Origin of the sequence: Aliiglaciecola sp. NS0011-25, assembly GCF_040370605.1 — a bacterium.
In the GTDB taxonomy this organism is placed as follows: domain Bacteria; phylum Pseudomonadota; class Gammaproteobacteria; order Enterobacterales; family Alteromonadaceae; genus Aliiglaciecola; species Aliiglaciecola lipolytica_A.
Genome location: NZ_BAABWR010000017.1, coordinates 21060 through 34889 on the forward strand (window position 1 = coordinate 21060; position 13830 = coordinate 34889).

The following is a 13830-nucleotide window of genomic DNA, read 5'->3' on the forward strand; positions in this document are numbered from 1 at the left end:
CACGGAGAGTTTCAACTATGTTTGTTCAGCTCAGAAAAATTTTATTGATTGTGGTAACTGTAACCGTCACACCACTGTCTATTGCCTTTGATTTTAGTGAATGTAGCGAAGATCACTGTGTGAAAACCTTCAAGGAATTTAAAAAGTATTCAAAAAAAGGTCACCCTAGCGCAATGGAGACATTAGGTAATTTTTATGTCACCGGATACGGTACGGATAAGGATAATTCGCGAGCGCTTCGGATGTACAAGAAGGCAGCTAAATGGAATCAGGCTACCGCACAGTATAAAGCGGGATTGATGTATATCTCAGGTGCTACGGACGACGACCCTAGCAAGGGAATAAGTTACCTGAAAAAGGCCGCTAAAAATAAAGTGTATGACGCAGCTTATGTCCTCGGTGTCGTTTATCTAGAAGGTGAGATAGAGGAAAAAGATTACGATGAAGCAAGAGAATGGCTAGAATTAGCATCTGAACATAATATGTCTAAAGCGAGTTATTTATTGGGCAAGATGTATGACAGCCAACTATTTGGTGCAGATCAACAAGATAAATCTATTGCTCTTTACAATAAGGCCGCTTATAAAATAGAAGCCGCTAGAGAACGTCTCATCGAATTAAATCAACCGCTTCCTCCAGGTAACGACAATAGCATAGAGCGTATTGTTGTTAACCCTCAAGACTTACAGGAATTCTTTATCGATCAACTGCAAATTCTGCGTAACACTCCAGCACCCAAAGTCGGGACCGGAAGCCGTATATCTGGACAAACTTGTGAAAAAATGATGTCTTGCGGCACCCTTGGTGGAGAAGATGCACAACGAATGCATACTGAAGTCCAAAGAGCCGTAGGAATGATTATATCCAGCAAATTCAGAATTGAATAAAATAGTATAAATTAAGAATTTCATTTGAGTTACTAGTCAAATCGAGGCTATGACTGTAAAAAAGCAATCTTTGTTGATAATGTCATCTCACTTTTGTGGATTTGATGACATTATCGCTCCCACCTGCTTTTACTCCGCTAAACTTAATTAAACACCCAAATATATGAAGTGACTAACTCGACAAAAAGGCCCAAAGCATCTTAAAAACTTTGCTGAAAATAGTTATAAGCATTAATAAACTCCAACAAGTTTCAATCCGCATAATTTCTGTTGCTAGCATTATTCCGATTTTGTAAGAATAGTTTTAGGTGTTGTTGGTTTTTGAATCAATAATTAACCTCATATTTTACTGAAATGTGCTATAAATAAGTTGAGGTAACGATTGGAACTTTCGAAATACGAACAGATTCCAAGTGGCTCCAGTTATGGATGTAGATTACAGAGCACAATAAAAAATGGTTTTAGAAAATAGTAGGGTTAAAAAAGCATTAGCCTTCCTCACAGTAATAATCTTTCTATTTTCAGTTGTTATGATTTGGAGTTTCTTTAAGCTCGACAAAAGTAGCCACTTCCATCAACTGAACATTCGTCATTTTAAACACACACTTGAATTGAATGGGTTAATTTCAGTTCCAAAACGCTTAGCGTCTGCAGGTAGCACGGCTGATATGACTGAGATTCGCTCTGTGATTGTGCGTATTCGTCAACAACCTTTTGAATGCCTTGAAATGGTTGGAGCTTCCGAACAATTTTTTATGGGCCTAATTGGCACCGATGAAGTCATTACATTGTGTGAGAAGGATTTGGAGGTTGCCAACCAAACCCTGCAGGTAATAAGCCAATATGAAAACGGTGAGATTACGTCACAAAACGTGCAAGATCAGTTAGTTTTCGCCCTCAATGAATTTCGTAATAATTCAATTCTATTCGAACAGCCTGTTGAAAAAACGGTTGATTTCATCTCCCAAATTACCATTTTACTAATTGTGTTCACATCGATGATAGTGTTGTTTTTTACACATATCATTTCAAAGGCCGTAACTGCTGTTCTGAATAAAAGAGAAGAGGCAATGAAGGCCCTTGCAAAAAGCGAAGAACGCATAAAACAGCTAGCCTATAACGACTCTTTAACTGGTTTGCCCAATAGAAACTTATTAGAACACACGATTAACGCCGCCGTTGCTAAAGCACATAGAAATAAAGCTCAATTCGCTGTGATGTTTATCGATTTGGATCGTTTTAAAGATATTAATGATACCCTTGGGCACTCAGTGGGCGACAAATTGCTAGTTGAAATGGCCGAACGCATAGCGCATACCGTTCGCGAATGTGATTCAGTGTTGCGTTTTGGTGGTGATGAATTTGTTGCCGTAACGGATTGCTTCGAATTAGTTGAGACAATTGATAATATAGCCCACAGAATCATAGAAGCCGTTCGCCAACCAATCAAATTAGCCAACATGGAATCTTTTATTACCGCCAGTATTGGGATTGCCTGTTACCCTCAAAATGGTGTAGATACCAACTCACTTTTAAAGCATGCTGATGCCGCTATGTATCAGGCGAAAAATGCAGGAAAGAACCAATTTCAATCTTACGATATGCAATCTGGAAGTAAATTAAATCGCAGATTAACCTTGGCGGCGCAACTTCATCAAGCCATTAATAATGAGGAACTAAGCCTTGTTTATCAACCTATAGCGGCTCTTGCTGATAATCGTACTGTAGGAAGTGAGACGCTGCTGCGTTGGACTAATGCAGAAAATGGAGCTGTTGGACCAGACGAATTTATTCCAATTGCTGAAAATGCGGGGCTAATTATTGATATCGGAAGTTGGGTGATGGAACAGGCTTGTCAGCAATGTAAAATTTGGCAAGACGCAGGCGCTACTGAGCATGCCATGGCAATTAACGTTTCGACTCTTCAATTGAAAGATAAACTTTTTAGTCAGCGCCTGTCTGATACGTTAAGTCGGCTAAATTTAGCTGCCGATTCTATCCATATTGAAATCACTGAAAACAGTGCAATCACAGAAGATAAAGTCAGTGTTCAGACGTTATATGAATTATCTGAATTAGGAGCCAAATTGTTACTGGACGACTTTGGCACAGGTTACTCATGTTTAAGTTATTTAAAAAACTTGCCGTTTGATGTATTAAAAATAGATAAAAGTTTTATGCCTGCAAATAACACTATTGCATCAACAATCATCGCTATGGGTCACGAATTGAATATGGAAATTATTGCTGAAGGTATAGAAACATATCAATGCTATCAATTTTTGCGTAACTTGAAATGCCAGTATGGTCAGGGGTACTTTTTCCAAAAGCCAGTTCCGGCAAATCAGTTCGATATTTTTAAAAATTTCACCGCTCAAGCAGTGTGACACACAATATTCCGGATTTTCTACTTTAAAATGACCTTTGACTAGAGTTGGCTAATCAGCATAGGTGTATTGATTGTGTCTGTTTCCTCAACGTTATTTTGGACATAAAAAAGCCCACTAGTAAGTGAGCAAGGGTGCGTTGGGAATTACACCAAAAATATAACGTACTGCGGATTTTCACATTTTGTGGTTTGTCCGCAGTGAAGTTTGAGATTTTTTGTACTAAGACGCTTTTTCAATCGTAATTAAGCCTTGTTTGTCCATAATCGAAGCGATTTCTGTGACACTTTCTGGATCATCAATAGTAGAAGGGATGTTATAAGGTTCCCCTGCTGATATCTGGCGTAATAATTTACGCAGAATTTTACCTGAACGTGTTTTAGGTAAGCGTTGTACAACAATAGCACGGCTGAAACAGGCTATAGGCCCTATCTCGTGTCTAACATTTGCAATCAACTCTGCTTGCAGCTTAGCTTCATCAATATCGACACCGTCTTTGAGAAGCACCATACCGATAGGCACTTGACCTTTTAAACTATCGTGGACACCAATCACACTGCACTCGGCAACTGCCGGGTGGGCGGCTAAAATTTCCTCCATTTCTCCGGTAGAAAGTCGGTGACCAGCAACATTGATGACATCATCTGTTCGACCCATGATGAAAACGTACCCATCTTCATCTTTGTATCCACCATCACCAGAGCAATAATATCCTGGATTTTGCGTAAGGTAACCGGCAACGAAGCGATCCTGATTGCCCCATATCGTTGGTAAACAACCTGGTGGCATTGGCAATTTAATAGCGATTGAACCTTGTTTGCAAGGCGGCATATGCTTGCCCTCATCATCTAAAATTTGCACGTCGAAACCTGGTACCGGTAAGGTTGCAGAGCCGGGTTTTGCGGGCTTTCTTTCAATTCCCAGCATGTTTGCACAAATCGCCCAGCCCGTTTCTGTTTGCCACCAATGGTCAATAACTGGCTTACCGGTTTTTTCGCAAGTCCATTGATAAGTCGGGGGATCGAGTCTTTCTCCGGCCATAAAAATAGTTTGAAGATTTTGCAACGGAAAATCGGCTAATAATGTTGCTTCTGGATCTTCTTTACGAATAGCTCGAAACGCCGTTGGTGCGGCAAATAAGGTTTTCACATTATATTCTTGTGCGACGCGCCAAAAAGCGCTGGCATCTGGTGTTCTGATTGGTTTGCCTTCGTAGACAATAGTCGTGCAACCTTTTAAAAGCGGTCCATAGACAATATACGAATGACCTACTACCCAACCTACATCAGATGCAGCCCAAAAAACCTCGCCTTGCTTCATGTTATAAACCGCATCCATTGAGTAATGCAAAGCCACAGCATGTCCGCCATTATCTCGAACTACGCCTTTGGGTTTGCCGGTGGTACCGGAAGTGTACAGAATATACAATGGATCTGTGCCTTTCACCGGCACACATGAGGCTGGTGTCGCTGCTGAGATGGCCGTGTGCCAATCTAGGTCACGACCCGCTATCAGTTCTGCTTTTGACTGTTCTCGTTGTAGCACGATACAGTGCTCAACTTTATGTTTCGCTTGTCGAATAGCTTCGTCAACATAAGGTTTATATTCGATAATTTTTGATACTTCGATTCCGCACGAAGCCGTTACCAACACTTTAGGCTCAGCATCGTCAATCCGCATTGCTAACTCGTGAGGGGCAAAACCACCAAACACGACTGAATGAATTGCTCCTAAGCGAGCCACTGCTAACATTGCAATAACGGCCTCAGCAACCATTGGCATATATATAACCACACGATCGCCTTTTCCTACGCCTTGTTCGGCTAAAACCCCTGCAAATAGCGCAACTTCGTCTCTAAGTTGACGATAGGTGTAACTGCTTTTTGAATTTGTGACGGGGGAATCGTAGAAGATCGCAATTTGCTCCCCTAGCCCTTGCTCTACGTGGTAATCCACTGCCATATAACAGGTATTCATTACGCCATCTTCAAACCAGCGATGAACCCCGTTGTTATCCTTACTCAATATGTTTTGGGGCTGGTTGTACCAAGGTAACTTCGATGCTTTTTCCATCCAGAATTTTTCTGGTTGAGTAATAGATAGGTCGTATTCACTTTTATAAGACATTTTGTTTCTCGCATTTGTAAGTTAACTCGTATCTTCTTTTCTACTTCTCTTGAAATTTGATTTGTAAGTCATCTTGAAAGTTTTCAGTTGTTAGATCATACAAGGGCAGAGAAATAAAGTAGATAAGACCTTGGGCGTATATAAGTCGTAATTTTACTGCGACGTTTTGATTATTAGGCTAACCGAGGGGGATTCGAGCTGAAAGTACGCCCGCCCTTAGATTGTTGACTTTAAGCTTTTGCTGTGGCGCGTTCCTATGATTAGACTCAAGTCATTTTCGCGACTGAAAAATAAATAGCTAAGATGATTTTATGCTGGCGCTTATAGGTTTTGTAGTCACAAGTAGTCGTGTAACGTCTAATTTTTTGAAGTTTGTGTTGAAAGTTTACGGTTTCTATTACGGGTTGTGCTTTGGTGAGCAAGGGACACACAATAACCCAGTCTTTTATACAATATTTTCCATAGGAATTAGGTATAATGCATTGCTTATGTCCTATCCTATTCCAGCAAAAATCACCGAACAGACCTATGAGGTCAAAAAGAGCAAGTTTATCGCCTGTGCTAGTTTCGCAAACAGTCGAGAGCAGGCTATGGAGCAACTTGCGTTAATAAAATTGCAATATCCCGATGCCCGCCATCATTGCTGGGCATACTTATTAGGTAACCCTGATTCACCTGCTAGTGTTGCTATGTCTGATGATGGGGAACCCAGTGGAACGGCTGGAAAACCGATCTTAAATGTACTCCAGCATAAAGGTATCGGCGATATTATGCTGGTTGTTACTCGTTACTTTGGTGGCATAAAACTAGGTGCTGGCGGGTTGGTAAGGGCTTACTCTAATTCTGCCCAACAAGTAATCGAAGCATTGCCCATTCAAGAGCAAATAGTGTTATTGCCTTTGCATCTGCTAAGCGACTTTAAACATGAACAATTTATACGGCACCTTACAAACCAGCATCATGGTGTAATCGATGAATGTGAATATGCGGAAATGGTGCGAATTCAGGTTTCCCTTCCTGATGCTGAAATACCTGCTTTTATTGCAAGTTGCCACAAAGTAGGAATTCAAGTTATTCAATCATAAGAAAAAGTTATCCCAATGTATTTATAAATGTGTTTCAAATAGAAAACCAAAATCGAATTATTTAGTGAATATTTTAACTGCTTAGTATGTATAAATAGCCTGTCCAATATAATTCCTCGTCGCCCTATATCCCTTGCTACCACTGCCCTTAGATGTAATTTGTCGTAATAATTGTGTTGTTTATCTCATGAATTTATTAAGAGTAACTTATCAATTTGATATTCTATATAAACAATATGAATAACTATTTCACAACATATACGGGCATAGTATCTACATTAAATCATTTAAATTAGGAGAGAGTATATGCCTGTTATTGCTTTTCCAGCTGAGTGTAAGCCTGGTGAGAAGCGTTGCTCAGTAATGCCAATCAACGTAAAAGCTTATACGCTATTAGGTGCTGATGTCTGTGTTCAGTCGGGTATCGGTGAGGCGATTCACATTCAGGATAGTGATTATCAAGACGCTGGTGCAGAAGTTATCACTGACCGAGATGAATTGTTAAAAAAAGCAGATATTGTACTTAGCCTACATAAACTTACAGCAGATGAGATTAGTTTGTTAAAACCAGAAGCGCTCATTGTTAGCTATTTGGACCCTTTCAATGAACAGAGTTTTGTAGATAAGTTATGTTCAGCCAATATTACTAGCATCAGTATGGAAATGATCCCCAGAATCAGTCGCTGCCAAAAAATGGATGCGTTGAGCTCTCAGGCGAGTTTAGCTGGGTATGTCATGATAATGCAGGCAGTTAATACACTCGACACAGTATTACCTATGATGATGACTCCGGCTGGTACTTTGAAGCCAGCCAAAGTGTTTGTGATTGGTGCTGGAGTGGCGGGTTTGCAAGCAATCGCCACTGCGAAGCGTCTAGGCGCTAGTGTGACCGCATTTGATACTCGCTCAGTTGTAGCTGAACAGGTTCAATCGTTGGGCGCTAAATTCCTTGATATAGATCTGGGGCAAACTGGCGAAACCGGTCAAGGGTACGCGCAAGCATTAACCCCTGAACAGATGCAAATTCAACAACGTGAACAAGCTAAATGCATAGCCGATTCAGATATCGTTATCACTACTGCACAATTGTTCGGTCGTAAACCTCCACAATTAATCGATGACGCTACCATAGCAATGATGAAACCCGGTAGCGTCATTGTTGACATGGCTGCGGAAACCGGTGGCAATGTCGCAGGATCAGTGGCTGGAGAAGTAGTTGTTAGACATGGGGTAAGTTTGGTTGGAACTGGCAATTGGGCTAATGGAGTGGCTAAGCATGCCACGCAAATGTATGCCAGCAACTTATATAATTTAATCAGTGAGTTTTGGTCAAAAGAAAACAACCGATTTGAATTGGACGTTGAAGATGAAGTCCAGTCTGGTTGCATCATTACCCACCATGGGAATGTTGTAAATAAGATGATTCAATCGTTCTACGAACAAGCTAGCAACCAGCAGGAGAAAGCATAGTGGAAGCCATATATTTATTATTTATTTTATTGTTGTCGATTTTTGTTGGTTTCGAATTAATTCAAAAAGTTCCGGCTACTTTGCATACACCTTTGATGTCTGGTGCTAATGCTATTTCAGGGATTACTTTAGTCGGCGCAATGGCCTTGGCTGGAGATGACAGTTTAGGTCAGTACGCTGAATTTTTAGGGGCGTTCGCGGTTTTTCTAGCCACGATTAACGTGGTCGGTGGTTATTTAGTTACCGATCGCATGCTTGCCATGTTCAAGAAAAAAAATTGATCCCAACTGAAGATTAAGAGGACTTTAAAATGATAGAAACTACTTCGACTTCAGCGTTGGTAATTAATCTTACTTATGTACTGGCAGCCGCGTTATTTATTTTTGGATTAAAACTTTTAGGTCATCCATCATCTGCACGAAAAGGTAACTTACTCTCAGCGGTAGGGATGCTTTTAGCCATTGTTGTCACCTTGTTTGACAAGAATATAGTCAGTTTTGAATGGATCGCTATTGCGATTGTTGCCGGCAGTATTGTTGGCTTCTTTGCCGCAAGATTAGTCGCGATGACGTCGATGCCAGAACTGGTTTCATTGTTAAATGGCATCGGAGGACTTGCGAGTGTGTTTGTGGCGTGGTCAACAGTGGAATCAAATGGCCAACTTTCTGGCTTCGTGATGTTGGTTACTTTTCTTGCGTTATTAATTGGTGCAGTAACCTTTTCCGGAAGTTTGGTGGCTTGGGCAAAACTAAGTGAACGGATCACGGGCAGAGCGGTAACCTTTAAAGGACAGGTGATTTTCAATTTACTGTTAGTCACAGCCATTTTATTTAGCGGGTATTTATTTATTGCGCAGCCAGAGTTTTCACCTGGTTTTACCTTGGTGCTGTATAGCGTGATGGGCTTAGCTCTGCTGTTCGGTATTATGCTAGTTCTGCCTATTGGTGGAGCAGATATGCCGGTGGTTATCTCGCTGTTAAACAGTTATTCGGGTTTAGCGGCCTGTGCTGCAGGATTCGCACTGCAGAATAATATTCTCATTGTAGCCGGATCCTTAGTTGGGGCCAGTGGCATAATTCTGACCAGTATTATGTGTAAAGCGATGAACCGTTCATTATCAAACGTCCTATTCAGTGGTTTTATGCCGGTTGTAGAGTCGACTATGGTAATTGAAGGCGAAGTAAAACCTTTATCTGCAGATGACGCTTATTACGTTTTAGAAGCAGCGCAGTCAGTGGTTGTTATTCCTGGTTACGGTATGGCTGTGGCCCAGGCTCAACATGCGATGAAAGAATTACAGGTGTTACTGGAAGAAAATGGAGCGGAAGTGGCTTATGCCATTCACCCTGTTGCTGGCCGTATGCCTGGACACATGAACGTACTTTTGGCTGAAGCTGACGTTTCTTATGAGCAATTATTCGAAATGGATGAAATCAACAAACGTATCGAAAATTTTGATGTGGCAATGGTAATAGGCGCAAATGATGTGGTTAACCCCGCGGCTCGAGAAATGAAGGGCAGCCCTATTTATGGTATGCCTGTTATTAACGCTGATTTGGCTAAAAACGTCTTTGTACTGAAACGAGGTATGGCATCTGGTTTTGCTGGAGTTGATAACCCGTTGTTCTTCAAACCAAATTGCCGCATGGTATTTGGTGATGCTAAAGAAACCTTAGGTGCCATCATAAGGCAGTTCGCTGATTAATTTCAGCCTCGATTTGATGTAATACCACTGTGCGCTTTTCATCTGGAAAGTGCACATTATTCCTCCCTTCAGCTATTTTAGTATTCTATTTTAGTGTTATTTAACAGCTACTGATTGGATGCACTTTGACATGCTGGACTGCTCTACTTTACAAATACCCTTACCCTAGGATTCAGCTGACACTAAAGCTGTGCAAACATATGAAAATGTAAACCTAAGCTCTTTGCAGCCTGTAATTTTATGTACTTAGACTTTATACACATTAGGTAGGGCTGTGACTAGGAACCGGCACAGCCAAACACAATCAAAATTCGACAATGTGATGCCTGATGCCTACTCCAGCTTAAAACTGACTCGCTGCGCTGGTTACTCATCTTGTTTATTGAAATAAACGCAGCCTTTAAAAAATTATATGCCCAGCTAAGGCAATAACAGGCAAAGTAACAATAGTGCGCAGGATGAAAATAATAAATAGTTCGCCAAAATTAACTGGAATTTTACTGCCTATTATCAAGGCACCTACTTCACTCATATAAATCAGCTGACAAACCGACAATGTCGCAATAACAAAACGGGTGAGATCAGATTCAATTGAACTGGCTAAAACTGATGGGATGAACATGTCAGCAAATCCCACCACTATTGTTTTAGACGCTTCAGTGGCTTCTGGTATTTGTAATAGTTCAAGAAAGGGGATGAATGGCATGCCTAAGTAACTAAAAATAGATGAGTGCTCTGCTAGTATCAGAGCAATAGTCCCAATAGCCATCACCACTGGAATTACACCGAATATCATATCGACAACATTTTTAATGCCTTCTACAAATACATATTTGAAACCGCCCGCTTGAGATGCTCGAGTGAGCGCTTGTTCAATACCCCATGAAAATACATGGTGTTCTTTAGGCACGGTTTCATCATCCGCATGTCTTGGTGATTGATCTATGTAATGATCTTTTTTCCAAGATAAAGGAGGCAATTTGGGAACGATAATGGCGGCAACGATGCCTGCAACACTGACAGTAAGATAAAAAGGGATAAATAAGTGTTCTAATTTTACCTGCGTAATTACCACTAAACTAAATGTAATAGAAACTGCTGAAAATGTGCTGCAAATAACCGCAGCTTCGCGCTCCGTATAAAACCGTGACTCATATTGTTTTGAGGTCATTAAAATCCCTACACTTCCATCACCTAACCATGACGCCATACAGTCAATTGCACTTCGTCCCGGTAAGTTAAATATCGGACGCATAATTTTGGTCATCAACGTGCCGCAAAATTCGAGTAGCCCGAAATTAAGCAGTAATGGTAGTAACATTCCCGCGATTAAGAATACTGAAAACACTACAGGTAATAAATCATTGAGTACCAAGCCACCTGTATCACTGGAGGTAATGATGGTGGGCCCTACTTGAAGGTAGGTTAAGAGGATAAACACAGCGCCGAGCACTCGCATGAGTAACCAAAAAGGTGTGACCGTCAGCAGGGTATTAAAAAATGCACTTTGTTGCACGGCTCTAGGTTTACACAAGGAAACAACACTTGATGCTATGGCCATGAAAATCACGATAATCGTCATCACAAGTTGAATGTTCTTGCCCATTTCGGCTTGTAATGCTTTGGAGGCGACTGCAATGGGAATAGTAATGGCACCATCAATACTAATGGGTGTCATAAACAGTAGTAATCCAATGAGGGAAGGGAGGATAAAAGTCAGTAGTGTCTTTAGACTGTGTTGTTTATTCAATTTTATTACACCGGAATATTTAAGGTGGAAATCACCCTTTTTTCAAAGGCGATTAAACCTGCTTTATTGTGACAATTATGTCTCAGCAGTGTTGTTTGGGAGGCAAGGTTAACCGCTTATTTGGGTTATGTAAAATGTTAACTTATGCATTCGCAGACGCATGTGGATAATGCATAAAAATAGTCTGATTAGTAAAAACCTAGTGCTTAGCAGTGGTAGCTATAGCTGAATAACGTAGATTAAAGATTCCTGTTCATTTAACAATCTGAATCGGCTAAGTCGCTTTGGTTTATTCAAACCCGGTAGCGGCTACAGAAGCGTTGTCCTGAATATAGCTACTATCCCTCGCTACTTTCGATTTGAACGGTCACCGGGGATTCAGCATTGCTTTGCACAATAGCAGGGGAGGCACTTGCTTTGCGTGCCAAATTATGTGAAAACATGAAGGGTAAATATGGAAAATATGAGGCAAGATACATATTCATTTTAGGGAAATGAATTTTTATTTGCCCTTTACTTACTAGAGGAGAACCCGATGACGGATTGGCTTGAGTCACCCCTATTGACATTATCAGACGTGGAAAGATTTGAGACTGAAATGCCGCTTCTAGATCGTCTTGCTGGAGACAGTGTGTACGATGTTTTCGTCCAAGCAGCTGAGCGCCATGCTAATCGAACCGCATTGACGATGCTGATGACCGGAGATGACGACGAACAGCCTCGCCGAGTCAGTTACGCCGAGTTACTGGAACTTGTTCATCAGACGGCTAACCTTTTCACGAGTCTTGGTGGCGAGCGGCCCGGAGTCGCGTTCATGTTGCCGACGCTTATCGAGACCCACGCCGTTCTGTGGGGCGCGGAAACTGCAGGTTACGCGGTTCCGATCAATTTCCTACTTCAACCGGAGCACATCCGTGGTCTGATTGAAGCCTCTGGGGCGAAAATTCTGGTCACGTTCGGGCCACATCCGCAGCTCGATATCTGGGAAAAGTCACTCGAGTTGAAACAACAGATGCCTGATCTGATCGTTGTGCGCGTCGCTCCGCCAAGCACTCCGGCTGTTGATGGCGTGATTGATTTCTACGCCGCGATTGCGGCTCAACCGACCGATAGATTGACTTTCGAAAAACCTGGCAGCGGTACTGACGTTGCTGCGTACTTCCATACTGGAGGCACAACAGGCGTGCCAAAACTTGCTGCCCACACCCACGTGGGCCAGCTCACAGCCGCATATGGCTGTGCCGCATTAATGAACCTCGAGTCTGCTGACGTTGTGACCGGCACGCTTCCAATGTTTCATGTCGCGGGCACGATCCTAATCGGTATCAGCACATTCATCGCTGGAACAGAGGTAGTTATCATGTCGCCATCTGGACTGCGCAATCCTGCGATGGTCAATAATTTTTGGCGGATCTGTGAACGTTATGGTGTCACGGTCGCTGGTGGCGTGCCGACGTCAATCGGTGCGATCATCCAAGTTCCTGTCGATGGGGCAGACATCAGCTCAATACGAAGCGGACTCACCGGAGCCTCATCGCTTCCTGTTTCTGTGCGCGAAAAGTTTGAGTCGATCACCGGCATACAACTCAAGGAGATCCTAGGCATGACCGAGGCATCAGGTCTCATCTCTTGCAATCCGTTCAAGGGCCAAGGCGGTGCCGGTTCGGTGGGATTGCGTCTGCCGTACACTAAAGTAACCGTTCGCCGCCTCGAAGACGATGGTTCACTTGGTGCGGAATGCGAAGTCGGTGAAATCGGCGTGCTGACCATTGCTGGGCCAACGGTCTCACCAGGCTACCGGAACGCCGAACAAAACGAAGGGACCATAGTCGACGGTGTACTCAACAGTGGTGACCTCGCCTACACTGACGCTCAAAGCAGGATTTACATTGCGGGACGGTCGAAGGATCTGATTATTCGCAGTGGACACAACATCGATCCGCTGATGATCGAAAATACCCTTCAGCGCCACCCAGCGGTGGCGGTCGCGGCGGCAGTGGGGATGCCAGACGTATACGCCGGCGAACTGCCGACCTGTTACGTGCAACTTCTCCCGAACATGACTGCCACCGAAGACGAACTCAGAGCGTTTGCCCAAACCGAGATCAGCGAACGGCCCGCATGGCCCAAACATATTCATATTGTTGACTCCATCCCAGTCACGGCGGTTGGAAAGATCTTTAAACCAACGCTTCGTCGCGACGCGGTCAAGCGCGCCGTCGAATCTATCCTCACCCAGAATAAACTCACTGGTGACGTCAATGTTACCGTCGGTGGTCCACGAGGAATGCGAGTCGAGGTTAAACTCTTTGGCGCTCAGCAAAGCGACGCTACACGACTTCAGGATCTGTTGGATGCCTATTTGTTTGAAGCGACGGTTACCAGCTAGGCATTGGCAGTGAATGTAAGTCGCAGAAAA

Annotated in this window: 9 protein-coding genes; 7 read left to right on the top strand and 2 right to left on the bottom strand. The window is 42.7% G+C overall.

What is annotated here, in order from left to right; all coding sequences use genetic code 11:
- Positions 1-17: 17 nt before the first annotated feature.
- On the top strand, positions 18-887 hold the full coding sequence (locus ABWV72_RS15050) for a tetratricopeptide repeat protein (protein WP_216049591.1): 870 nt from the start codon (positions 18-20) through the stop codon (positions 885-887).
- 455 nt (positions 888-1342) lie between these two features.
- The gene (locus ABWV72_RS15055) at positions 1343-3274 is read left to right on the top strand and encodes a putative bifunctional diguanylate cyclase/phosphodiesterase (protein WP_353371485.1); all 1932 of its coding nucleotides are present in this window, start codon (positions 1343-1345) and stop codon (positions 3272-3274) included.
- Positions 3275-3496: 222 nt separating this feature from the next.
- Here the strand turns inward: ABWV72_RS15055 and ABWV72_RS15060 are convergent, their stop codons facing one another.
- Positions 3497-5401: a propionyl-CoA synthetase gene (locus tag ABWV72_RS15060; RefSeq protein ID WP_353371487.1), complete on the bottom strand. Its 1905-nt coding sequence runs from the start codon at positions 5399-5401 to the stop codon at positions 3497-3499.
- 488 nt (positions 5402-5889) lie between these two features.
- On the opposite strand from ABWV72_RS15060, the gene ABWV72_RS15065 reads away from it, so the two are divergent.
- The 4 genes from ABWV72_RS15065 to ABWV72_RS15080 all read left to right on the top strand — a co-directional run bounded on the left by ABWV72_RS15065 (position 5890) and on the right by ABWV72_RS15080 (position 9661).
- Positions 5890-6486 carry a YigZ family protein gene (locus tag ABWV72_RS15065; protein WP_353371489.1) on the top strand — a complete coding sequence of 199 codons (597 nt, stop codon included), beginning with the start codon at positions 5890-5892 and terminating at the stop codon, positions 6484-6486.
- 306 nt (positions 6487-6792) lie between these two features.
- The gene (locus ABWV72_RS15070; protein ID WP_216049595.1) at positions 6793-7956 is read left to right on the top strand and encodes an NAD(P) transhydrogenase subunit alpha; all 1164 of its coding nucleotides are present in this window, start codon (positions 6793-6795) and stop codon (positions 7954-7956) included.
- A complete protein-coding gene (locus ABWV72_RS15075) occupies positions 7956-8237 on the top strand; it encodes an NAD(P) transhydrogenase subunit alpha part 2 (RefSeq protein WP_353371492.1) in 282 nt (93 codons plus the stop codon). Before ABWV72_RS15070 ends, ABWV72_RS15075 begins: the two co-directional genes overlap by 1 nt.
- Before the next feature lie 29 nt (positions 8238-8266).
- Complete coding sequence (locus ABWV72_RS15080; RefSeq protein ID WP_216049597.1) at positions 8267-9661, top strand: NAD(P)(+) transhydrogenase (Re/Si-specific) subunit beta; 1395 nt, start codon at positions 8267-8269, stop codon at positions 9659-9661.
- A gap of 400 nt (positions 9662-10061) precedes the next feature.
- On the opposite strand, the gene ABWV72_RS15085 is transcribed toward ABWV72_RS15080, so the two are convergent.
- Positions 10062-11339 carry a YjiH family protein gene (locus ABWV72_RS15085; RefSeq protein WP_353371494.1) on the bottom strand — a complete coding sequence of 426 codons (1278 nt, stop codon included), beginning with the start codon at positions 11337-11339 and terminating at the stop codon, positions 10062-10064.
- A 607-nt stretch (positions 11340-11946) separates the two neighbouring features.
- Here ABWV72_RS15085 and ABWV72_RS15090 point away from each other — a divergent pair.
- On the top strand, positions 11947-13800 hold the full coding sequence (locus ABWV72_RS15090) for an acyl-CoA synthetase (RefSeq protein ID WP_216049599.1): 1854 nt from the start codon (positions 11947-11949) through the stop codon (positions 13798-13800).
- Positions 13801-13830: the final 30 nt, after the last annotated feature.